The organism is Microbacterium sp. (assembly GCF_036566905.1).
Taxonomy (GTDB): domain Bacteria; phylum Actinomycetota; class Actinomycetes; order Actinomycetales; family Microbacteriaceae; genus Microbacterium.
The window spans coordinates 20729-44721 of record NZ_DATCVK010000061.1 but is presented as its reverse complement, the minus strand read 5'-3'; the positions used below and the strand labels follow the sequence as shown (position 1 = coordinate 44721).

At 66.3% G+C, this 23993-nt stretch carries 17 protein-coding genes; 3 read left to right on the top strand and 14 right to left on the bottom strand.

The genetic code is table 11. The annotated features are described in order from the left end of the window. Positions 1–119: 119 nt before the first annotated feature. Positions 120–1079, top strand: a complete 960-nt coding sequence (locus VIP82_RS05305) for a hypothetical protein (RefSeq protein ID WP_331906388.1) — start codon at positions 120–122, stop codon at positions 1077–1079. Between the two features lie 4 nt (positions 1080–1083). Here VIP82_RS05305 and dcd read toward each other — a convergent pair whose 3' ends face one another. Then, the gene (gene dcd / locus VIP82_RS05300) at positions 1084–1689 is read right to left on the bottom strand and encodes a dCTP deaminase (protein WP_331906385.1); all 606 of its coding nucleotides are present in this window, start codon (positions 1687–1689) and stop codon (positions 1084–1086) included. A gap of 258 nt (positions 1690–1947) precedes the next feature. Between dcd and VIP82_RS05295 the strand changes: the two genes are divergently transcribed. Continuing rightward, the gene (locus VIP82_RS05295) at positions 1948–3273 is read left to right on the top strand and encodes a tyrosine-type recombinase/integrase (protein ID WP_331906383.1); all 1326 of its coding nucleotides are present in this window, start codon (positions 1948–1950) and stop codon (positions 3271–3273) included. 512 nt (positions 3274–3785) lie between these two features. Here the strand turns inward: VIP82_RS05295 and VIP82_RS05290 are convergent. From VIP82_RS05290 to VIP82_RS05240, 11 genes are all read right to left on the bottom strand, one after another. After that, entirely contained in the window at positions 3786–4712 is a 927-nt protein-coding gene (locus tag VIP82_RS05290; protein ID WP_331906381.1) for an oxidoreductase, read from the bottom strand. Between the two features lie 116 nt (positions 4713–4828). Next, positions 4829–7132, bottom strand: a complete 2304-nt coding sequence (locus tag VIP82_RS05285) for an arylsulfatase (RefSeq protein WP_331906379.1) — start codon at positions 7130–7132, stop codon at positions 4829–4831. A 159-nt stretch (positions 7133–7291) separates the two neighbouring features. Beyond that, positions 7292–8233 (bottom strand): DUF1214 domain-containing protein, encoded by a 942-nt coding sequence (locus tag VIP82_RS05280; RefSeq protein WP_331906377.1) that lies wholly within the window; start codon positions 8231–8233, stop codon positions 7292–7294. 80 nt (positions 8234–8313) lie between these two features. After that, the gene (locus VIP82_RS05275) at positions 8314–9648 is read right to left on the bottom strand and encodes a hypothetical protein (RefSeq protein WP_331906375.1); all 1335 of its coding nucleotides are present in this window, start codon (positions 9646–9648) and stop codon (positions 8314–8316) included. A 1-nt stretch (position 9649) separates the two neighbouring features. Beyond that, on the bottom strand, positions 9650–10459 hold the full coding sequence (locus VIP82_RS05270) for a tyrosine-protein phosphatase (RefSeq protein WP_331906373.1): 810 nt from the start codon (positions 10457–10459) through the stop codon (positions 9650–9652). A 333-nt stretch (positions 10460–10792) separates the two neighbouring features. After that, positions 10793–11656, bottom strand: coding sequence for an AraC family transcriptional regulator (locus VIP82_RS05265; RefSeq protein WP_331906371.1), 864 nt, complete (start codon positions 11654–11656; stop codon positions 10793–10795). 211 nt (positions 11657–11867) lie between these two features. Further along, entirely contained in the window at positions 11868–13505 is a 1638-nt protein-coding gene (locus VIP82_RS05260) for an FAD-dependent oxidoreductase (RefSeq protein ID WP_331906369.1), read from the bottom strand. A gap of 26 nt (positions 13506–13531) precedes the next feature. Continuing rightward, a complete protein-coding gene (locus VIP82_RS05255) occupies positions 13532–14425 on the bottom strand; it encodes a carbohydrate ABC transporter permease (RefSeq protein ID WP_331906367.1) in 894 nt (297 codons plus the stop codon). Continuing rightward, complete coding sequence (locus tag VIP82_RS05250; RefSeq protein ID WP_331906365.1) at positions 14422–15366, bottom strand: carbohydrate ABC transporter permease; 945 nt, start codon at positions 15364–15366, stop codon at positions 14422–14424. Before VIP82_RS05250 ends, VIP82_RS05255 begins: the two co-directional genes overlap by 4 nt. Before the next feature lie 10 nt (positions 15367–15376). Then, positions 15377–16681: an ABC transporter substrate-binding protein gene (locus VIP82_RS05245; RefSeq protein WP_331906363.1), complete on the bottom strand. Its 1305-nt coding sequence runs from the start codon at positions 16679–16681 to the stop codon at positions 15377–15379. A 118-nt stretch (positions 16682–16799) separates the two neighbouring features. Further along, on the bottom strand, positions 16800–17795 hold the full coding sequence (locus VIP82_RS05240; protein ID WP_331906361.1) for a LacI family DNA-binding transcriptional regulator: 996 nt from the start codon (positions 17793–17795) through the stop codon (positions 16800–16802). Between the two features lie 193 nt (positions 17796–17988). Here VIP82_RS05240 and VIP82_RS05235 point away from each other — a divergent pair, with 193 nt between their 5' ends. Further along, the gene (locus VIP82_RS05235) at positions 17989–21162 is read left to right on the top strand and encodes a cadherin-like beta sandwich domain-containing protein (protein WP_331906359.1); all 3174 of its coding nucleotides are present in this window, start codon (positions 17989–17991) and stop codon (positions 21160–21162) included. Between the two features lie 169 nt (positions 21163–21331). On the opposite strand, the gene VIP82_RS05230 is transcribed toward VIP82_RS05235, so the two are convergent. Then, entirely contained in the window at positions 21332–22690 is a 1359-nt protein-coding gene (locus VIP82_RS05230; RefSeq protein ID WP_331906357.1) for a Gfo/Idh/MocA family protein, read from the bottom strand. 307 nt (positions 22691–22997) lie between these two features. Next, entirely contained in the window at positions 22998–23978 is a 981-nt protein-coding gene (locus VIP82_RS05225; RefSeq protein ID WP_331906355.1) for an acetylxylan esterase, read from the bottom strand. Positions 23979–23993 lie beyond the last annotated feature (15 nt).

Sequence of the window (23993 nt, the reverse complement as noted above, 5' to 3'; positions counted from 1 at the left end):
GGCGGGCGATCCGGGGATCGCCCGCCGCAGCTCCCCGGTCAGCGTGGTGCCCGACACGATGCCCCGGCTGATCGGGCGCACGATCGCCTTCGCTCCCGGCGTGAGGGAGGATGGCCTCGATGTCAACGCCGACCGACCTGCCGCTGGATGAGCTCCGCGCCCTCCAGGCGCGCGCCTATGGGCGCGATGCCGACATCCAGTCCGATCCCGCAGCGCTGGCGCGCCTGCACGAGCTGGAGGCCCGGGCTTCGGCGGCGCGAACGGGGTCGACCGTGCCCACAGCGGATGCCGCTCCTGCGCAGCCGGCGGCGCCGGCCGCGCAGGAGGGCCTGCCGGAGACCGCTGACCGTCACCAGGCGGTCTCGGGCGGGGACCGCGTCGGGACGGATGCCGCAGCCGGTGTGAGCGGCGGCATCACGACCCGAAGTTCGGGCGAACCCGCGCCGGGGTCCGATGCGTCCGCTCCGGTGACCGGCGCGACGACGCTGCCCGGTGCCGGAACGCCGGGCGACGTTGCTGAACCTGCCGGTACCGGCTCCGGGTCGGCGGCGGCCGAGCCCGTCGCGGGTGTCGACACGCCGACCTCAGAGGTGTCTGCGCAGACTCCGGCCCGGCCGTGGTGGCGCCGCATCCCCGTGCTGTGGGCGGCCTCGGTCGTCGCAGCCCTTCTCATCGGCGCGGGGGTGTCGGCCTGGATCCAGAACCTCGAGGAAGGCAGGGTCGCCGTCCTGCGCGAGGATTCCGATGCCGAGTGGCCGGACATGTTCTTCGGGGCGCGGCCCGCCGACGGCCTGGTCTTCGACGGCTTCCACGGCCTCACCGTGCTGTCGTTCCCGCAGTCGGTCGCACAAGGGAGTGCGCAGACCTGTCTCTACATCCTGACCCCGCCGGACGGGTTCGGCGCCGGCAGCTGTGCCGCGGGGTCGTATCCGGCGTCGGCATCCATGGAGGTCGTCAGTTCGTCGCCCGAAGCGCTGCGCGATCGCTTCCCGCTGGGTACGTCTCTGCAGTTCGTGCTCGAGGACTCGACCGTGCAGGTCTACGCGCGCGAGCCGAGCATCGTGGAGCAGACGCCCTGAGCGTTCAGGCGCCGCGGCTCCCGGCATCCGTGTCCCCCACGCTCGTGCGGTGGAAGTTCTGGAACGAGCGCGATGCCGTCGGCCCGCGCTGACCCTGATACCGGTTGCCGTACGGGCCGGATCCGTAGGGGTTCTCGGCGGGCGAGGTGAGCCGGAAGTAGCAGACCTGCCCGATCTTCATGCCCGGCCACAGCTTGATCGGGAGCGTCGCGACGTTCGACAGCTCGAGCGTGACGTGACCCGTGAACCCCGGGTCGATGAAGCCGGCGGTCGAGTGCGTCAGCAGGCCGAGGCGACCGAGCGACGACTTGCCCTCGAGGCGCGCCGCGATGTCGTCGGGCAGCGAGATCTGCTCGAACGTGGACCCCAGCGCGAACTCGCCGGGATGCAGGATGAACGGCTCGGAGGGGTCGACCTCGATGAGCCGCGTCAGCTCGGGCTGATCCTCGGCCGGATCGATGAACGGGTACTTGTGGTTGTCGAAGAGACGGAAGTACCGGTCGAGCCGCACGTCGACGCTCGAGGGCTGCACCATGGCTGGGTCCCACGGATCGAGCCCGATGCGTCCCGCGTCGATCTCGAGCCGGATGTCGCGGTCACTGAGCAGCACGCAGCCAGCCTATCCGGGCGGCATCCTCGCTGACCGAACGTGACAGGCCGTACGCTCGTGACGACGACGGATGCCGGCGAGCACGGCCGTCGCCGGCGCGCGCATCATCGAGGCATCGCTCTGATCGACGCCGACGGATGCCGTGACTTCGTGCCCACGGCATCCGCTCTGTTATCCTTGCCACGCGCCGGGATCCGGCGTCCGGGGCTGTAGTTCAATGGCAGAACTTCTGCTTCCCAATCGGAGATCACCCCGCTGATGGGGTATCGTGCGGATAAACTTCCGCGGATTTCCGGCCTTCTCGCGGCACACCTCACCACAGCACGCCATGGCTATGTGTACACCTATGTGTATACCTATTGCTACGATGCCGGCATGCCGAAGTCGCGTGAGCACGGCCAAGGAGCCCTCTACTGGGTCGAGAGCCGAAAGATGTGGCGCGCAGTCGTGGACGTCGGATTCGACCCGGAGAGCGGCGCGCGACTGCAGAAAGCGCGGATGTCCAAGACCAAGGACGGGGCCGTCAAGAAGCTCAACCTCATGCTGCGGGAGCGCGACTCGATGGGCCTGGTCCTTGATCGCTCCACGCGCGTCAGCGACCTGGCTCAGGCCTGGCTCGATGACGTCGCCGGCCGCACGAAGCCGAAGACGCTGACTGGGTATCGATCCAACCTCAAGGCAAGCATCCTCCCGGTCCTCGGTCATCGCATCGCCGCCGACCTCACCCCCGCCGACGTGCGACGCATGCACGCCACCGTGCGAAAACGCGGCGCCGGAGACTCCACGGTCGCGAGCGCGCATCGCACACTGGTGAGCCTGCTCGAGCATGCGAGGGCGGAACGCATCATTGCCGAGAACGTCGCCGCACTCACCCCTCCCCGACGCACTCGCCCAGGGAAGGCCCGATCCTCGCTCACACGCGAGGAGGCTCGCACGCTGCTCGGAGCGGGCGATCCGCGTTGGACGCTCGCTCTACTCACCGGATTGCGCAGCGGCGAGGCACGTGCGCTCCGCTGGGAGGACGTCGAGCTTGACCGGGGCGTAGCGAGCTTGTCGTGGTCGCTGACTGACGCAACATTCGCGCACGGTTGTGATGGCGACTGCGGCAGGAAGCGTGCAGGCAACTGCCCCCAACGCCACATCGATCTGGCCGCAGACCTCGAGTGGGTAGCACTCGAGGATCGGCACGTGCTGGTGCGCCCGAAGAACATGCAGCCCCGCGAGATTCCCCTCACCGACTCAGCAATCAAGCAACTGCGCGCTCATCGCGACGCCGATCTCGGCCCGAACCCACATGGGCTGATTTGGCATCGTGCGAACGGATCACCGAAGACCAACACCGACGACAACGCCGACCTCCGCACTGCACTGGCCCGCGCGGGAATCGACCGACCGGACGCGACCACGCACTGGTTCCGCCACTCGTACGTCACCCTGTCCGAGCACGCTGGAATCCCGTGGGCAGCGTCGGCTGGTGTCAGCGGTCACGGCAGCCCGGAGGCATCAGACCCATACCGTCACGTGCTCTCTGCTGAAGGCCGGAAGGCGGTCGAGACACTGGCCGCCTGGGTCGACTCCAACTAGGGCTTGGCTCAATCAACTGAAAATCGTGAGGTCACGGGATCGACGCCCGTCGGAGCCACTGAAACCCTCGTGAGGCTTCTACTCACGGGCGTTTCTTCAATTCTCCTGGTCAGTGGCGTTTTTCGCGACCGGATGGCTTGCGCTCCTCATCGTCGCTGACGCCGCGAGATTGGCCGGATGGGGGCCTCGGCTTGCCCCTTTGTGCCGGGAATGTGCCGGGAACTCTCCATTGAAGCCGCGGATCTCGAGCCTTCGTCGACACACACATCCGGGCACACATTCGCCTGGTCGGTCAAGGCACAGTGGCGGTGACGGAGGCGGAGGGATCTGAACTCCATCGGACTACAGCTCATCGGCCATCGTCATCACGCTTCCGGTCACGCCACCGAGCCTATTCTCGCGATCGACGTCACTCACCCAGGGGGAGCGGGCACGCCCTGACTCAACCTGCATGACTGGCCTCGAGAGCAGGCTAGCGCCGAAGGTTCCGTCGGCGTTGGTGCGGGTGCACCTCAACCCGGGCCGTCACTCGTCGCCGCGAGGAGCGTGGTGACGACGTCGCCGATTGGCGTGGGGATGCTGTGAGCGCGGCCGAGGCGGGAGATGACGCCGTTGCGGACATCCCATTCCAGGGGCCGTGCAGCTTGGCGGTCGGTAAGGATTGAGGTGCTCATGTCGGCGGGGCCGGACTGGAAGCCTGTGAGGATCTCTTCGGGAACTTGGTCGCCGAGTCGCGCTCCTTCGGCGCGGGCGACGTTCAGACACTCGTGCAGATATGCCCGCGTTAGGTCGGCGACGTCGCGACGGGAGAACATGGCGGACCGGCGGCCCGTGAGGGCCATCAGCCCGGCGGCGGTGTTCTGGAGTAGCTTGCGCCAGGCGACGGAGGGGAAGTCGGTGGCCAGTTCGACTGTGCAGCGTGTCCCACGCAGTGTTTCGACGATTCGCTTCGCGCCGGGCGCCTTCGGGAGAGTCAGTCGGGCCTCCCCGCGTAAACGCACGGACCCGTCGACCTCCGCCTGGGCAGGGAACCAGACGACCGAGGGAAGGACCGTTGTTCTTTCCGAAAGGTACGGCGAGATCATGGCGATCTGCTCCACACCGTTCTGCAGGACACACACCACGGTGTCGGGTCCGCACAGCGTTGCGAGCCATGGGGCCGCCGCGTCGATCTGGGTGGCCTTGACTGCGAGAAACACCACATCGGCCGGACCCGGAACATTGTCTGGGTCGGTGCGCACCGGGCCGGGCACGACGATACGTTCGTCCCCGGCGATGACCTCAAGGCTATGGCGCGCGGTGCGGCCATACAGGCCGGGCGAACGACCCGCTTCATGGAGGGCCGCGGCGATCACCGCGCCGATCGCCCCTGGACCGACGATCGCCACCGTCGGGGTCGATGCGTGCGCCGGGCTGTGATCCGTCAGACATTCCGTCACAGCCATAAAGTACCCGGGTGCTTCCATAGCGTCGCGACGGCCATCATCGCCCAAGCGCCGAACTTGCGCCGATCTCCGGCGTCATCACCGGCAGGAGGGCCGACGTGTCGTTCTGGTCAGTTGGTGTAGATGACGTCGACGCTGTTGATCTCGCCGGTGAAGGGGAATGGAGTTCGGTCGAAGTAGTCGAGTGAGACCGCTCCACCGAGGCAGACGCCGATGTCGAGGCAGTCGTTGGCGGTGAACAACAGAGGCACACTGATCGGCACGGTACCGGTTGCAGCTTCGTAGCCGTCGACAGTGATGACGATGCTCAACGGGCCGGCTGGCCGGGGCTCGATGTAGCGGGTCTCGACGACGATCTTGACCCTTCCCGCTGCCAGGCGTTCGTTGGAACGTATCTTGGTGCGCTGGATGATGAACATGTTGTACTCGTAGCAGAGGTACCCGTCGTCCATGTAGCACGTGAGCCCACCGCCTGCGCCACCGAGTGCGTAGAGCACGCCGTTCGCGTTCTCGGGCAGGACGGCGTCGATGGTCACCGTGTTGGCGCGGTTGCCGAGTGCGGGTGCGATGACTTCGGGCATGCGGCGCAGGCTGCCGGTGAAGCTCCAGCTGCGGTACGGGGTCGAGATCCGGAACTCCGGGTGGTAGATCGGCACCCAGAGGCCGCCGCCGATCGGGTAGACGCTATTCTTCGCGGCCTCGATCGCGAACAGCTCTTTGAGCTGTGCGAGCTTCTCGGGGTTGGCCTGGGCGAGGTCGTGAGCCTGCGTCCAATCCTGGGCGAGGTGGTACAGCTCCCACGCGTCGTGGTCTGGGGTCCACTCGGCAATCCCCTCCGGCAGACCGGGAACCCACGGAGCACGCGGACCGAAGGCCGACGCCATCCAGCCGTCGTGGTAGATGGCGCGGCTCCCGAGGATCTCGAAGTACTGCGTGAGGTGCGTCTCTTTCGCCTCCGCATCCGTCAACGCCGCAGCGAAGCTCGACCCATTGATCGGGTCCTGGTGGACACCGTTGACTTCACGTGGCGGGGTGATGCCGATGAGGTCGTAGAGGGTGGGCACGATGTCGGTGCAGTGCAAGAACTGAGAGCGCGGCGTCGGATCCGGGATGATCTTCGCCGGCCAGCGCACCGCCATGGGGTTGCGGGTGCCGCCGAGGTGGGAGGCGAGCAGCTTCATGCCCTTATAGGGCGTGCTTCCCGCCCAGGCCCAGCCAGCGTGGTAGATGTTGTCGACCTTGGAGGAGCCGAGAACATCCAGGCCGCCCATCTCGTTCATGGCCTCGATGTGCATCTGGACGGTCGAGGGGATGCCGTTCTGGGCGAGCAGCTCGCTGATCGTGCCGTTCTGGCCCTCCCCTGAGGAGCCGTTGTCGCCCCAGATGTACATGATGAGCGTGTTGTCCCCGTAGCCGAGACGCTCGAACTCGTCGATCACCCGGCCCGCCTGCACATCGGCATGCTCGGCGAATCCCGCGGCGACCTCCATCAGACGGGCCTGGAAGGCGCGCTCGTCTTCGGGGATGTCGTCCCAGGCAGCCATACGCTCATCCCGGGCGGTCAGTTCCGCGTCGCCCGGAATCCAGCCTTTAGCCTTCGCCCGCGCGAAGACGCGCTCCCGGTACTCGTCCCAGCCCCCGTCGAATCGCCCGGCGTACTTGTCGGCCCACTCCTTCATGATGTGGTGCGGCCCGTGGACTGCTCCAGGCGCCCAGTAAATGAAGAACGGCTTCTCGGGTTCGAGCGCCTTGTGATCGCGCAGCCAGCCGATCGCGTCGTCGGCGAGGTCCTCGCTGAGGTGGTAGCCCTCTTCAGCTGTCTTGGGCGGCAGCACGCTGGTGGTGTTGCGTACCAGGTTGGGCTCGTACTGCGACGCCTCGCCGGCGAGGAAACCATAGAAGTACTCGAATCCGATGCTCGTCGGCCAGTTGTGGAACGGACCTGTCACGCCGGTCTCGATCGCGGGCGTGTTGTGCCATTTGCCGAACGCGGATGTCGAGTACCCATAGTCCTTCAGCACCTCGGCCGCGAGCGCACTGGACCGCGGGATCTCACCGGCGTACCCGTCCCAGTCGTTCGCGAGTTCGGCGATCTGACCGTTGCCGATGCGGTGATGGTTGCGGCCCGAGAGCAGTGACGCTCGGGTGGGCGAACACATCGCGGTCGTGTGGAACCGGTTGAACCCGATCCCTTCGCCGATGACGCGTGACAGGGTATCGGTCCGCACCTCGCCGCCGAAGGTATCCGGAAGCCCCGGCCCTGCATCGTCGATGAGAACGATGACGATATTCGGGGCATCCTCCGGCAGCCTCGACGGTGTGACGCGCTGACCGTACACCGACTCCTGCATGGTGCGGCCCGCGATGCTCGCGGAGGCGGTGGGAGGGAAGGGAAGAACATCTTGCGGGTTCACGACGGAGCCACCTTCGATAGAAATTGAGACGAATTCGGAGCCCCCGACACAGTCGGAGGACGGTACGCGGGTCGCGCGGCGGGCGGGCGCGAATATGTCAGAGACCGCGGATCGACAGTCCCGGGCAGCTGGGAGCCAGTACGTGCAGCGCGGGCACCGCTATATCGCCTGGGGGCGTGGGGGCACCCAGGTGCCGTCGAGCACGGACGAGTGGGGCCGGTAGAGCCGGAGCGTGTAGTTCCATCCCGGCATGATGGGCAGTGAGTTCGGGATGCCGGTCGGGTCCTCGCCGAAATGCACGGTGACAGTGCCGTCTGCATCGGGTGCGGCGGTGAGGCTGTTGATGCTGTTCACGCCGAGCGCGTTCGGGTCGAAGTAGCCGGCGGCGTTGTACACCGATACCGACCAGAACGCGTCGACAGGGATGTCCTTGAGCCGGAGCCGGTAATCCGCGACCGGCAGTCCCTCGTCGACACTGATGTAGGTGGCCTCGTACTCGGGCAAGCCGCCCCAGCCGCCGGCCGTGCCGAGTAGATGCATGATGGGGTCGACCTCTGCGTGTGTGCCGAATGCGTGGTCGAACGTGGAGACTCCGCGTCCCAGCGCGAGGATCGCGTCGCGGGTCGCCGCCTGGGAGGGCGAGTCGTAGTCGGGGAGCGGGAAGTCTCCGGTTCCTCCACCGGCAAGGCCGAGCGCATCCTGCAATCGGTTCACCTCGGCGACGTCGTGCGGATCGTTCGGGTCGGCGAGGATGCGCACCAGAACTGCGGCGTAGTCGGTGCCGGCTAGCTCGCTGGTGAGCGTGTGCTCGCCGGGGTCACGAAGGATGCACTGGGTGTAGTGGTCCTGGTTGATGACATGGACGGAGATGTACCGCGTGCCGGTGTCCGGCAACGTGAGCGTCACGCCTTCACGCACATCGACGACAGCGCTGCTGTAGAGCGTGTCGCGGTTCTGTCGAATGATCGGCTGATCACCGAGAGCCTTCAGCCCACGGGTGTGGTTCCAGCGGCCAAGGCCGACGCTCGCAGCCAACCGCGAGAACATGAGGTCGGTTTCTGCGCGTGCGAAGTTGAGAACGTTGACTGTCGTTGCGGACATGAGTTTCCTGATCGTGATGGTTTTGAGGGGTGGTGGGGCATCGCTTACGGGAAGGTGCTGCTGCCGCGCGGCAGCCTGGGTCACGTTGTTGTCGGTTCCGCCGGCGCCCGCTCAATGTCGCCCGGTTGCGCTTCAAGGATGGCCAGCACCCACCAGGCGACCAGGGAGAGCACCACGGTCAGCGTGATGCCGCCAGCGTGGAGCGAGCCGAGAACGATCACGGCCACAGCGAGAGCAATGATGGCGCCCCGCAACACGACCCTCTGCTGCCGCAGAACCCCACGCCACCGTTGATGAGCCCATTGCTCTACGCGCGCGACCGACCGGACACGGACGTTCAACGCGATCATCGCGCGACGGATCCGAGCGCTCGAGACCAGCCCCGCAAGCAACGCTGTGAAGACGCCCACGAGGAGCACTGCGGCCGTGCTCTGCCGCACCCGGCTGATCGTCTGCTCGTACACCGCCGCCACAGCGTCCGCGGGAATATCCATGCTGGCCGCGCTCGCGATGAAGACCGACGACCCGACGCCAAGCGCGGCGAGCAGGATCGCGGCGGGAACAGCGAGACCGACGCCCACCCCTATCACTGCGCGTCGCCGCTTTCGGGCGAGTGCGATCCCAACGACGAACAGGACGACCGACAGCAGCGGAATAACATATCCGGCGGTCGTCGCGAGCGCATAGAGGGGCGAGATCAGTGCGAGCGCGTCGGACTGTGCGACGACGAACGTGGCATCGACTGCGGGAATCTGCGACGCGATGGTCAAGCCATTTGCGAGCAGGTGGTCCTTCACCTGCTCGATGATCGGTGCGAGCTGGATGCTGAGGTGACCGCTGCCGTCGATGACCAGCGCTGTATCGGGGGCACCGGGCGTGACAGCGGCGGTGAGCGCACGGTGGCTCTCGCGGAGCGCCGCGGTCCACACATCAGCAAACAGATCGGATGAGACGAACGCCGTGACGCCGGACTGAATCAGGGTGTGAACGCCTGCGGCGGCAGGGGCCCGAAGCATGTCCAGCGCCGCGATCGCCCGATCGCCGAGCCCCAGGTCCTCGACACCGTCGAACAAGGCGTCGGTGGTCGCATCGATGCCGACCTGTTCGTCGATGAGCGTGACCACGGCATCCGTAACTGCCGCTTGCACCGCAGGGTCGCCCGCCAACGGCGCGAAGGTCTCCACGAAACGACTCTCATCGATGAGCTCCCCCCGCGTCCACGCGCTGACCACCGACACCGGAACAAGCACGGCAGCGACGACGATGCACAGGATCGCGCCGAATGTGCGCCAAGAGAACTGATGTCTACGGGGTTCGCGCGCGCGGAGTCGTGAGTTCTCGGCCTCCAATTCAACAATTCGAGCCGCAAGGTCGCCGCCAACGGACGAATCGGCGGGCATAGCGATGTTCGTCATATCAGCTGGGGAGGCCGACGAACCGCTGGCGGAGCGCGGTGAGATCGGAGTGGGTGAGTCCCAGCCCCTTTCGTGCGTATCCGTCTATGTCGCCGAAGCGGCTGGTTGCTTCATCGATGGCCGCGTCGAGGTACTCGCCGCTCACCCCCAGCACCGGCATGAGCAGCGAGGTGTCGACGCCCTTGGCCGCCGCGGCGTCGATGATCGGGCGCAGCGCAGGAAGAAGATCCGAGTTCGTCTGAAGGTAGTCAGCCCGGACGTCGTCCTCGTCGACCCCGAGGAGGAGGAGGAGAGATGCCGCAGCCCACCCTGTGCGATCCTTACCGGTCGTGCAGTGGAACAGTGCCGCACCAGTGCGAGTCGGGTCGATCAGGTCGAGGTAGAACGCCCGGTAGGCGGAGAGAGCGGACGGCAGGCTGACGATGTTGCGATATGACTCCTCCATGAGCGCTGTCGCTCGACCGTCACCGAGCGTGGCCGCGAGCGCTGCCGGGTCGGTGACGAGCTGACCGACACTCGCCGCGACGTCCTCTGTACTGTCTGCGAGAACATCGAGACCGACCGTGCGGACGCCGGCGGGTAGGCTGTCGGGTTCGGTGGCGCGTTCGCCCGCGGTGCGCAGGTCGTAGACGGTGGTGATGCCGAGACCAGCGAACGCGTCGAGGTCGGTGCCGGCAAGACGCGCGAGGGTCGCCGATCGGTAGATGGCACCGGGGCGCACGATGCGCTCGCCCCCCGCGGCCAGACCGCCGAGGTCGCGGAGATTGGGTGCGCTGTGTAGTTGCACACGTCGATTCGCAGGCGTTGTCATCAATTCGTCTCCCGGAGGCCGTGCTTCGCTGTCTTTACACACGTCGAACCGCCCCGCACCGGGCCACTGGCCGTCAAGATGAGGAGCACGATGAGAGTTTGCTAAAACGCCACCCGCTGCCGGACAGACTCAGGAAAATCTGGGAGAAAGTGGTCACTGCAGACAGGAATTGTCTCAGCGCTTCACCCGGACGAGCACCCTCTGCCCCTGGCATCAGGTATTTGTCGCACGCCTCGACTGCGCCCGGCCGACCTCACCGACGCCCTTCCAGAAGCTCCAGTGCAGCTACACTCTCGGCGTCTTAGCGCGCGACAGTCCCGCTGTTTAGCAGGTCTAACCCGGGGGTCGACGACGAACCTGCGGTTGGCGAATTCCCGCGCGCGCAAAGGCTCGTCGCATCTGCACGACCGAGGTGAACCCAGCCTCAGATGCGACCTCTGTGAGCGACTTCGTGTTCATCTGCTCAATCGACGCGAGCCGACTCGTTGCCTCTGAGACTCGAAGTCGTTCGATCGCTCGACGGGGTGTGCTGCCCATAGATTCATGCGCGCGGTAGAGCGAACTGTGGCTCACCGAGAGAGCCTTGCACAGGAGATCAATCGTGAATCCGGGGTCTCGGAACCGCTCTGCGATAACGGCCTGCGCTGTCAGGAAGAGGCGATCTCGGTGGACGGCGTCGACGCGGGCCGAAACGGAAGCTTCAACGGCAGCCGCGGCGACCAAATGCTCCATTGCTATCCGGGTGTGGATCGAGGGCCTCATCCGAGCGGCCGCGCCTGCGCCGAGCGAGGCGTTCGCCACGGATGTCATCGCCAATAGAGATTCCCGCGGGATCGACCGTGGCTCGCCCATCAGATGCCGGTATTCGCGCCCTTCCAAGAAGCTCTCGCTGAAGAACCAGCCATACCTGGCGAAAGGACGCAATGAGACTCCCTCCAGCGCCGCATCCCCGCGAACCAGCAAGATTTGGCCAGCTTCAATCGCCGCGGGCTTGCCCTCCACCGCCATCTCGGCAGCCCCTTCGACAAGGGCGACCACGTGGACGATTCCTTCTCGGCTCGACAGCGCTGTCCGCATCCCGCCACTCCACAACCGCGCGAACCCGAACTGAGAGTTACCCATCACGTCGTACTCGTAGAGGTCGGGCTGGTTCTCAAAACTCCACCCATGCTCGAGGCTCAACTTCAACGTGCTCATTCGGAACGGCCACCCCCGAGGCCAAAAGACGACGCAAGCCCCGCGGCCATCGAACGGCGGGTAACCCAGTGTTGCAGATCGAGAGTTGACGGAGATGTGGCGGTGCGAGTACCAGCGTACAAAGTCACCATTGAGAGGCCCGCGGCTGCTCACCGTCCCGCAACCGGGCAACCTGCGGCGCGTCAGTCCGGTTCCCGACACGCGGGCGGAGTCAGACGGATACGGTCTCGTTGCGGATGCTGTCGTGCTCGAGTCCGCTGGTGCGGATGTGCTCCGGCCACTTCAGCGGCGCACCGAGTCTGCGCAGAACGTCCTGCACGTCGCCCGTCCGCGTGTCATGCACCGCAGCCGTGGTCAGCCCTGTCCCCAGCGCCTCGACGGCCAGCACGCCCGCCGCCTCGCCGACGGACCACTCCACGGGGTGCAGCCGGTAGGCGCCATTGGTGATGTGCGTCGTGCCGATGTTCTTGTTGGCCGGGATGAGGTTGTCCGCGTCGCGAGGGATGAGCGCACCGAGGGGGATCTGAAATGGGTGGCACCCGATGTCGACGTAGGTGCGACCGGATGTGGAGGGGTGCAGGTCGATGCGGTACGAGCCGATCCCGACAGTGTCGGCGAACGTCTCGGCGGCGGCATCGCCGCGCATCTCTCGTCCGATGTGGGCCTCCGTCACGGTGAACAGCGCCCGGATCCGCCGTGACTCGCGGATGTACGCCTCCATCGCGAAGCCGTCGTCGGTGCCGACGACGTCGGGGCGAAGCCTGAGGCCGGGGTATCCGGTGCCGCCGTCCGCTCGCGGCGCCTCCGTTTGCATCCAGTACAGGAAGGACTCTGAGAGGCCCCGCGCGCCCGCCAGCGCTGCCTGTCGCGCCGGCTCGTCCACACCCGGCCCGACGAGCGGCTTCTCCCAGTAGTCGATCTGGGGCCAGTTGACCAGAGTCACATCTGGGTAATCAGGGCCGAAGTTGCGTGTTCCGATCACGCGACGGAAGTGCCAGAAGTCGTCTCCGTCGAGGGAGTCGGCCTTGGCGGGATCTCCCGCGAAAATCGAGTGATACCGCTCGTCCAGTGTGTACGGGACAACATCCACCCACGACAGTTGCGACCCCGGCCAGCGGGGATCGTGCGTGTCACGCCAGTAGCTGTAGGACGTCGGCCGGTCGATGACGTGGTTCTCACCCGGCCGGTGCTCAACCGCGAAGCACCAGGAGATCGCCTGCTGGTCGAGGGGATCCGCGTTGTCGATGGCATGGAGCTCGCCGGTCTGCGTGCGACTCTCGGCGCCGGTGACGAAGTCGAATGCGCCCAGTTCGAGCAGGTCTCCGAGTTCCGTCGCATCGACCACCACGCCGCCTTCGAGCGAGACGATCTCGCCCGATCGGCGATCGCGCACGTCCACGGCGAGAATGCGCCTGTCGTCTCGGTGGACGGCGATCGGCTCGCGCTGGCGGAGCACGGTCAGTCGGCCGGTGGCGATGGCCGGTGAAAGCAGCGACTCGATGGCGAGAGCGCCGACGCGCGGTTCGTGAGTCAGACGCGAGACGCTGCCGAGTCCCGGGTTGAGCCGATCCTGGCTGTGGGCATGTGCGGTCAGCGGGTACTGGGAGCGATAGAGCGAGCGCACGGTCTCGCGCAGGCGGCGATAGCTGTCGGACGCGACCTCTTCGACCCAGGGGCTCTCGTCTGGCGGGACGGCCTGGGTCGTCCACTGGCCACCGAGCCAGTCGCCGCGTTCGACGAGGATGACGGAGCGACCGAGGCGAACGGCGGTCAGCGCGGCCGCCACGCCACCTAGCCCACCGCCGATCACGAGCAGGTCGGCGCGACGAGGAAGTGCAGTGAGGGACAAGGTTTCTCTTTCGGTGGGTCGGTGCATCAGCCCTTGACACTTCCGTCGGCGAGGCCCGAGATGAAGTGGCGCTGATTGAACAGGAAGACGAGAAGTACGGGGAGGGTGGCCAGCACGGCACCGGCCATCATCGGGCCGTACTGGATGTTGCCCGAGCCGAGGAAGCGGGTGAGGGCCAGTTGCACCGTTTGCATCTCTGGGGAGGTGACGATGACGAGCGGCCAGAGGAAGTCGTCCCACACGGCGGTGAAGGAGAAGATCGCGATGACGGCGACGAGCGGTCGGGCGATCGGAAGGTAGATCTTCCAGAACACCCGGAACTCCCCCGCACCGTCGATGCGCGCAGCCTCGGCGAGATCCGGGGCGGACGAGGAGAAGTACTGCCGCGCCAGGAAGATGTTGAGCGGCAGGACGATGAACGGCAGCACGATTCCCGCCAGGGAGTCCAGGATGCCGATGCCCCCCTGCCCGACGATGTCGTTGCCGCCTAGCAGCGGGAACCCGCGGGCGATGAGGAAGAGCGGGATCAAGGTGACCGAGATCGGAATCGCCGCGGTCGCGATCAGTGTGAAGAACAGCGCGGTGCTGCCGCGGAACGGCAGCATCGCAAAACCGTAGCCGGCGGCGATGGCGATCACGCAGTTGGTGATGACGGCGATTAGTCCGACGGCCAGCGAGTTGGCGAGCGCGGGGAGCAGGTTCGCCTCCTCGAGCGCTCGGACGAAGTTGTCGAGGGTCGGCTCGCTGGGGATGAGGCTGGCGTCACCGAACGCCTGCTCGGGCGGGGTGAAGGCGATGCTGACCATCCATAGGAAGGGCAGCAGCACCAGCAGGGTGGTGGTGAAGAGGAGCAGAAACGATCCAGGGCGGAATCGCCGAGCCCAGCGGCGATGGGTGCGGGGTGCAGCGGGGGCGCTCATGAAGACCTCCGGGCGAAACTGCGAATGGACAGCAGGGAGAAGCCCGCGATGAAGGCGAAGAGGACGAATGCCATCGCGGATGCGCTGCCCATTGCGTTGTACTGGAATGCCTCGGTGTAGACGAGGTAGTTCGTCACCGTGGTGCTCGAGAGCGGACCGCCCTTGGTGAGGACGAAGATCTCCGAGAACGACTGGGCGAGGAAGATGATGTCCATCGCGACGACGTAGATCAGGATGGGGCGAAGCCCGGGCAAGGTCACGTACCGGAATCGGGCCCAGGCGCCCGCCCCGTCCATGCGCGCGGCCTCATACAACTCTGCGGGGATCGTCTGAAGGCCTGCCAGCAGCAGCACCATGTTGCTGCCGAGGGCCTTCCATATCCGCATGGCGGCGACAGCCGGCAGAGCGGTGTTCGGGTCCAGCAGCCACGCTTGAGGGTCCATGCCGAATGTGGCGAGAAGGCTGTTGATCGCGCCGTTGTCGGAGTACAGCCACAGCCACACCATGCTCACAGCGGTGAGCGACACGATGTGGGGGATGTAGAGAGCGGATCGGAAGATACCCACGCCTCGGAAGGGGCGGTTGACGACCATGGCGAGCACGAGTGCCAGCACCAGCAGCGCGGGAAGCACGAGCAGCACGTACTGCCCGGTCACCAGAAGCGAGTTCAGGAACCGCGGGTCGGTGAGCACTTTCGCGAAGTTGGCGCCGCCGACGAACTCGGGGCCGGACCGCGACAATGGGCTGTAGTCGGTGAAGCTCAGGACCAGTCCGTACACCACCGGGATGAGCTGGAATCCGATGATGTAGACGGCGGCCGGGAGAACGAAGAGGAACCCGGCCCAGGCGAGCCGGCGGGACTTTCGGCGCCGGCGCGGGTCCGGGGCCGCGGCCGGGGAGCCCGAGACGAGCCCCCCGACCGGCGTGCTGGTGACGGTCATGTTCTCTGAATCAACCCACGATGCCGGCGACCTGCTCGGCCGCGCCGTCCAGGGCCTCCTGCGGAGTGGCTACTCCGGCGAGCGCCTGCTCGAGGTACGTGTCGAGGACGTCGCGGATCTGCGTCCAGGACACCACGTTGGGGTTGGGCACGAAGTTCTCCACCTGCCCGAGGAACGCCTGCACGATCGGGCTGCTCTGCACGTACTCCGAGTCGGCCGCCGACGCACGGATCGGGATGGTGCCCGTCCCCTCGGCATAAGCCGTGCTGATCTCGCTCGAGGTCATGAACTCGATGAAGTCCCAGGCCGCGTCCGGCGCTGCGGTGTCGGCGTTAATGAAAAGGCCGGCTCCCGCGCCGCCGAACGCCGCAGGCTGGCTGAACTCCAGTGCCGGGAGGACTCCGATCTCCAGATCCGGGTTCGCCGCCACGATCTGAGACACTGCCTGCGAGGTGAGGAGCGTCATCGCCGCAGCGCCGGTCGTCAACGGCTGCTCGGCGGGAGCGCTGTTGAGATAGTCGTTGCCGAGGTTGTCGGCGACGGCGTCCTCGCCGTTGTACAGGTCAGTGAAATAGGTGAGGGCTTCAACCCCCTCCGGGCCGGCGAATTCCGATGTGGACCCATCCGCCGACATCAGTTCGCCACCCGCCGCGCTGATGAGGGCGTTGAACGTGAGGCTGCGCTGGATCGCCGCCGTGCCGAGGAGCACACCCGCACGCGTGATGCGATCCCCCTCACGGACGGTGAGCGCCTCGGCCGCCGCGTACAGATCGTCCCACGAAGCGATGCCCTCGGGGTCGACGCCGGCTTCGGCGAGAAGGTCCGCGCGGTAGGCGATGAGCTGCCCGCTGATCGAGAGCGGCATGAGGTACTGCGTGCCGTCGACTTGACCGCCGGTGAGCGCGGCGCTCAGATCGGCCTGTTCTTCCTGCGGCATCTCCGCGACGAAGTCATCGAGACTCATCACCCGGTCGTTCGCGGCGAGGTCGGCCGCGGCCGCGGGGCCGTGACCGAAGACGTCGGGAGCGGTGCCCGCCGCGAAAGCCGAGTTGAGCTTCGGCGCCAGATCGCCCCAGTCGACGAACGTCACCTCGACGTCGATTCCGGTCTCCTCCTCGAACTGCGGCACAAGCGTCTCGGTGACGAGCTCGATCTCGGGCTGACTCGACCCCGGAAACCACACCGTGAGAGTGTCCGAAGCGTCTCCCTCGTCGGTGCCGGGGGACGCGCCCCCCGCACATCCCGTCACGGCGAGGGCGCCGACAACCAGCGCGACGGGCATCGTCGCCCGTCGAGTCGAACGAATGGTCTTCATGATTGTTCTCTTTCCTTCATTGGATGGATTCGGGCGTATACGTTGAAGTTGAGCCGTGCTGGTTCGTATGAGCGGTGAGGCCGCCGCCCAGGATGGCGACCGCTCCCAGATGCGGGCGTCAGCTCGCGGGCGGACCGATCGTGTTCTGGTCGGGCGCGCTCACGGGCAGGACCACGGGCGCGACGGCATCCGGGTCATCCAGTCGCGCGAGCAGGAGCCGAAGAGCCGCGCCGCCCATCGCTCGCCGGGGAAGCGCCATATGGCTCCATGCTCCGGCGGCGGCGCCACGGGCCGGCACATCCAAGAGGACGACGGAGAGATCGCGCGGGATGGAGAGCGACCGCTGGGCTGCGGCATGCGCGATCGCTTCGGCGAGTTCGACCGTCTCAACCATCAGCGCGCTCGCACCGTCGCTCTGAAGCGTCGACCAGGAGGACTCGACCTCGTCGGGGGCGATCTCGATCAGGGACGGCTCCAGGTCCGCCTCTCGGGAGTGCGCGAGATACGCCGCGCGGCGTTCAGCTTGCGGACCGTCCGGCTGCATGCCGGCGACGTACCGGATGCGCCGGTGGCCGGCTCCGACAAGCGCGCTGACCACGGCACCGATTCCGCCGGCGTAGTCCGCGGTCACGTGCGGGATCTCGGCTCCCCCGATCGTGCGTCGACCGATGAAGACGAACGGATATCCGTCTGTCGCGAGCCTTTCCAGCTCGTTGTCGTCACGGGCGAGACCGAAGAAGATCGCACCATCAGCCAGCCGCAGCCGGTTCATTCCGCGCTCGTAGACGTTGCGAGAGCCGCCCGTCCCGAGCGTCGAGGTGAAGAGCACGAGATCGAGGCCCAGATCGACGGCCGATTCCTCGATGCCCACGAGGAACTCGTGATAGTAGTTGTCCTCACGGACCGGAAACACGCGCTCGTAGGTGTACACGCCGACGAGACCATTGCGCCGGCCTTTGAGCGAACGGGCAGCCACGTTCGGAACGTAGCCCACTTCCGCCATCACGCGTTCGATGCGTTCGCGAGTGGCGAGCGGGATGCGGTTCATCTCGGCTTGCCCGCTCACGACGAGAGACACGGCCGACTGGGACACCTGCGCGAGCTCAGCGATCATCCGCTGACTCGGCCTGGCACCTCTGCCCATGACATCCTCCGTCGCTAATTCGTACCAGCATGGACTGCGTCAGCAGATCTGTCAAACGCGAATGCGAGAGAAATCGATCCTTGCACTCGGCCCGCTCATACGTATAAGTTCTGGGATCACCTCTTGCTGATTCGTACCAGCACACTCAACGACGAGGAGAACGATGAAACGCACACGCTTGTGGAGGGCGCCTCTGGCGCTCACTCTCACTCCCGCGCTCGTCGCGGCCGGGGTCGTCCTTCCCGCGTCCGGGGCAATGGCCGCCGCTACGATCTCGGGCGACGCCGCCGTCAGCTTCGACACCGCGACGGAGACCTGGACACTCGAAACCGACGCCGTCCGTCGCGTCATCGACTTCGGCGACGGCAACCTGCTGCAGACGTCCCTGGTCAACAAGGAGACCGGGCGCGACTACCAGCAGAGCGGCAGGTCGGCAGAATTCCGCGTGCGCGTGGACGGCACCGACGTGCGCGGCTCCAGCGGCGGCTGGGCTCTTGGAGAGCACACCGCGCGCACCGAGTCCAACGGCGCGATCCATCTGTCGATCCGGCTGGAACGCCCCGGCCTGACCGTGGACCGTCACTACTGGGTGTACCCGGAGACGTCCTTCATCGAAGAGCGCACCGACGTGACGAACACCGGACCGGCCGACAAGTCCATCACGGACTACTCTGCGATCTCGATGCGGGTCCTCGGTGATGACGCGGCGGACGTGGACATGTATGCCATGAATGGCGACAAGTCTTCGACTGCGCAGTACCAGACGCTCAAGGGCCCGATCCCGATGGCGAGCGGGCTGCAGAATCCGGGTGGACGCGGCGGCAACGTCCATCAGCAATTCGTGACCCTTCGCGATCGGGTGGACGCCGAGGGCATCGTGGCGACGTGGGACTACACCGGCAACTGGGTGATGAACGTCGGAGACTCCTTCGGCAAGATACTCGTCGAGCCTCGGGCGACCATCGCCACTCCCCTCGCCGCGGGTACCACCATCACCGGCCCGGTCGGACGCACCGCGTTCTACTCCGGCGACCTCGACGACATGGGCAACACGGTGCTCGACTTCACCTATCGCTATCTCTGGGAGCACACCAACGACGAGTTCTTCCCGTTGATCCGGTACGGCGGGTACGGCAGCAGCCCCGACATCATCGCCGACAAGATCCGCCAGCTGTCCTACATCGGCGGCGACATGGTGTGGATGGACGACGGCTGGCAGAACGCCATGGGCGACTGGCACGCGAAAGACGGCGAACCGCTCGAGGAATACCGGGACTTCGCGGCCCTGCACGATCAGCACGTCGGCTACTGGCTGGTCCCATGGGGCGCAGAGGGTACGTCGCAGGTCGCGCAGCAGCATCCGGAATGGATGCTCAATCCGGCTGACCGCAAAGCCGGACTGAACACGACCCTTCCCGGCGTCGTCGAGCACATCGACCAGATGATCCAGGAGCGCCAGGCGCAGTACGGGCCGTTCATGCTCAAGACAGACTTCGGCGCCGACTCCGGGAACATGCTGAAGGCCGACGCCACCCGGCGCATCCTCGAGAACTTCGTCGAGAACAACCCGCAGGCAAGCCTGCAGCTCTGTAGTGATGGCGGCGGATTGATGAGCCTGCGCACTGTAGCGCTCTCGGATCTCGCCCTCCAGCGCGACGGCACGCCTGGCCGGGAAGACGGCTACTGGACGTCGATGCTGTACCCCACCGAGAAGCTCATCGCGTCGTACGGTCGTGGCAACATCGGCGACTACTCCAAGAGCAACCGGCACCTGCTGAGCTTCCACTTCACGATCGCCGGTGACACCACTGCCGCGGACGAGGCGCTCGAACCGCTCCGCGTCGATGCGGAGCTTTACCGCTACCTCAACAGCAAGGGCGTCATGGGGCGGTGGGTACAGGTATATCGACCGACCGCAGACAGCGGCTCGACAGTGGGCATCCTGCAGAAGATGAGCGGGGATGGCGAGCGCGGGTACATCACCTTCCCGAAGGACGCGTTCACGCTCGGCTCGTCGGTGACGCTGTTCCCCAAGGGCCTGGATGCGGATCGCGCGTACGGGGTGGCCGGACAGGAATCGTCCGTCGCGCGCGCCACCAAGACCGGGGCCGAGTGGATGGCGGACGGCATCACCATCGACTCGTACGTCGAAGGCGAGGTTGTCTACTTCAATCTCGAAGACCGCCCGGGCGGCGGTACCGACACCACCAAGCCGACTGCCGCGGCCTCCGCAGCCAAGTCCCCGGCCACTCGCCTGGGGCAATCAGGTGTCGAGGTGACGTGGGAAGCGGGTACCGACGATCGCTGGCTGTCGCACTACGCGATCTCGAAGAACGGCGAACCGCTGACGAAGGTCAGCAAAGGCAAGTACTTCTTCGACGTGGGCGGCCAGATCGGCGACACGTATGAGGTCGTCACGGTGGACGGCGACGGCAACGCGTCAACGTCGACCTCGGCCGAAGAGCCGCGTGAACGCGCGGAACTCTCGGGGATCGGCACGAACATCGGAACCCTGTCCCCCGTGTTCTCGCCCGAGGTGGAGGACTACGCCCTCCACGTGCCCGGTGCCACCACCGAAGTCGAGCTAACGCCGACCGCGAAGCACAGCGGCACAGTGATGACGGTCGACGGGACCGCCGTCGAAGCGGGAAACGGCATCGAGGTCTCGGTCGCCGACGGGCAGGCTATCCGAGTGACGGCGACATCGCTCGGCGGTCGCCGTATCGATCACGATGTCACCGTCGTCTACGACGAGCCGATCGACCCCGCAGCCCCCGCGCGCGGAGTTCTGTCGAACACGAGCGGCTGGGCCTACGGGCTTCATGACGGGCGGTACGAGGTGCGCATGGATCTCTGGTGGGGCCAGAACGCACGCGAATTCCGGCTCTTCGAGAACGGCGTCCTGATCGAGACCGTGCCCTTGACTCCCGACGGCGCTCAAGCACAGAGGCTGTCCGTTCCTCTGGAGGGAAGAGCGAACGGGGCTTACGTCTACACCGGCGAATTGCGCAACACCGCCGGGATCACAGCGACAAGTTCCACGACCGTGCGCGTGACGGATGCGAAGCCGGCCAAGCCCGCGCTCCGCGTGGAAGCCACCGCCGGCACCCTCATCGCATACACCGACGTATGGTGGGGCACCAACGCGTCCTCCTTCCGCCTCATCGTCGACGGGACGGTCGTCGACCAACGCGAGCTGACGCCATCGACTCCTGCGGCCCAGAGCGTGGCGACAGCACTGCCCGCCTTGCCAGCCGGCGAGCATCGCGCTCAGGCAGTGATGAGCAACAGCGCCGGTGACACTCTCTCCAACGAGGTGACCTTCATGGTGCCGTGACGATTCGAGTTCGCCGTCACCCCCGCGACATCCCAGATCCAGTTCCCAGTCAAACGCTGGGCCGCCACGACGGCGGCCCAGCGTTGTCCCGCGCCACTGCGCCGCCGACGATGCCGGCCGCTCACCGCGCGGATGCCCATCCATCAAACGGGCGATCTGCCGCCCCTGCTCATGCGGGGCGTCTGCGCAGTGCGGCGCCTGCATGGCCCAGATCGAGGTCGGCCGTATTCACGGCCTGACCGGTGATGAGGGATCGATTGCCCGCCAGTCCGACAACGACCGAGCGCACCCCGTCGAGCCAGGAGGCCGAGCGGCGCAGAGGATCCTCGGCCGCCCTGCCGAACACATCGCGCAGGAGCTGCTCGTCGCCGCCGCCGTGGGCGCCCGTTCCGCCGTCGATCGGCACCACCCGCGCGGCACCGAAATGGCGCTGCACCGTGAGGGTTTCCGCGACGGGGCGGCCGCTCTCCACACCGACTTCTTCGGGGCGGGCGCTCGGATCGACGACAGGCTGTGCGCTGTCGTTCATGAGGATCGCGCCGCGCTCGACGACCTCGAGTTCCGCCCGCCCCGCGGTTCCGTTCACGGCGACGCGATATCCCTCCCACGGAGAGTGCGCATTGAGGGAGTAGGACATCGTCGCGCCACGTCCGTAATCGACGACGAGGGAGAGATTGTCTTCGATCGTGATTCCCTCGCCGAACGGATCCCGGTCCCGAATGTATCCGTCGAAGTGTTCCTGTTCGAAGTACAGTGCCCGCTGCATCGGATCTTCGCGAAGGTCGAAGCTGAACGCATCGCGCAGCGGCGAATCGATCGACCCTCGTTGCGGCCTCGGCGCCAGCCCGCGCTGGCGCGCCTTCTCGGCTCCGTAGAAGCGAAGCCCGCCGCTCGCGAACACCCGCGTCGGGATGTCGTCGATCCACCAGTTCACTAGATCGAAGTGATGCGATGCCTTGTGGATCAGTAGGCCGCCGGAATTCTGCTTCTCCCTATGCCACCGGCGGAAGTAATCGGCGCCGTGCACGGTGTCGAGCACCCACTCGAAGTGCACTGATGTGACCTCACCGATCGCACCCGAGGCGATGACCTGCCGAAGCGCGCTGTTACGCGGGGAATAGCGGTAGTTGAATGTGACGATCACCGATCGCCCGGTCCGCTCCACCGCTTCGGCGATCTTCTTCACCCCGGTCTCGTCGACGGTGAGGGGCTTTTCCACCACCGCGTCCGCGCCGGCATCGAGCGTGGCCGCGACGAGGTCGGCGTGGGTTGAATCGGGAGTCGTGAGGATCATGCGCTCGATGCCATGGGTGGAGATCGCGTCGGCGATCCGTTCGGGATCGAAGCGTGCCGGCGCGGGGAATCCCGCGGCCTCGACGTGACGCTGATACCAGTCGAGGCGACCCTCGTTGGCATCGGCCCAGGCAACCAGCTCCGCCTCACTCGCGTGGTCTCCGATCAGCGCGTTCACATACATCTGAGCGCGCCAACCCGTGCCGATCAGTCCGTATCTCGTCAGTGCCGTCACTGTGTCTTTCCTTTCGTGCGCCCGGACCGACGCGGGCAAGAGTTGGTGAAAGCGGACGCTCCGCGCGCATTCATGTTCATTGCGGAGGACCCACACGACGAAGGCAATGCGAGTGCCGGTGTCGATGGGATGCGGACCGCGGGAACGGTGACCGCGCGCCGTCGAGCAGCCAGCTCACCGCATCGTTGCTCGACAGTTGCAATGATGTCGCCGCGGTTCCGCGAAGGCGACTCGGAGCCGCTCGAGTCTGACCGCCCGCCCGCTCCCGCCGCATCCGTCCCTGTGGCATCCGACTCCGCCGCAGGCATCACCACGACGCCCTTTCGTTCCGGCCACGGAGGAACGCCATCTGCTCGCGCCATTGGTAGGCCTGACCACCTTCGTGCTCGTTGAAGGGATACATGCAGATCCGCTTCTCGGAGCCGATCCGGTTGTAGGCGGCGAAGACCGTCGACGGTGGGCAGATCGCGTCCTGCAATCCGACGGAGATGATGGTCGGCGCCGAGATCCTTTCGGCGAAGTTCACTGCGTCGACGTACGACAAGGTGTCGAAGACATCGTCTTCGACACCTCGGTGAACCGCGAGATACTTGGCGACTTCGGCGTAGGGACCTCGATCGGTGAAGCCGACTGCTCTCTCGAAGTGGCAGAGGAACGGCACGTCGGCGAGCACTCCCGCGAGTCCCGGGTGCAGACCCGCCGTCGCGAGCGCCAGCCCCCCGCCCTGACTGACACCGGTGACGTGCACGCGTTCGGCGTCGACAGCATCGAGAGCTGTGACCGCATCCACGGCCCGAACGGCGTCGACGATCAATCGGCGGTAGTAATGCTCGTGCGGGTTCCGTAACCCGCGTGTCACGAAGCCCGGGTGCGCTGGGTCGGAGCCATGCGGATCGGGGGTGACTCCGCCCGTGCCTGACTCCGCCCCCTGCCCGCGGGTGTCCATCACCAGATACACGAAGCCAGTGGATGCCCAGAGAAGCCGCTCATGCGCAAGTCCGCGCCCGGCGCCGTAGCCGAGGTATTCCACCATTGCCGGCCGCGGTCCGGACGCGGTGGTGGGTACCAGGAGCCAGCCGGCGATCGGCTCTCCGTCGAATCCGGGGAAACGTACGTCGAAGACGTCGACCGTCTCGAGCGGAGATGCGATGCGCTCGCACTTCATCTCTGTGTCGTAACGGCGAGCCTCGACGAGACTCTCCTTCCAGAACTCGTCGAAGTCTCGCGGCGCCCGGACTGCCGGCCGGTATTGCTCGAGCTCGTGCACGGGCAGGTCGAAGCGTGCCATGAGCACTCCTTGGTT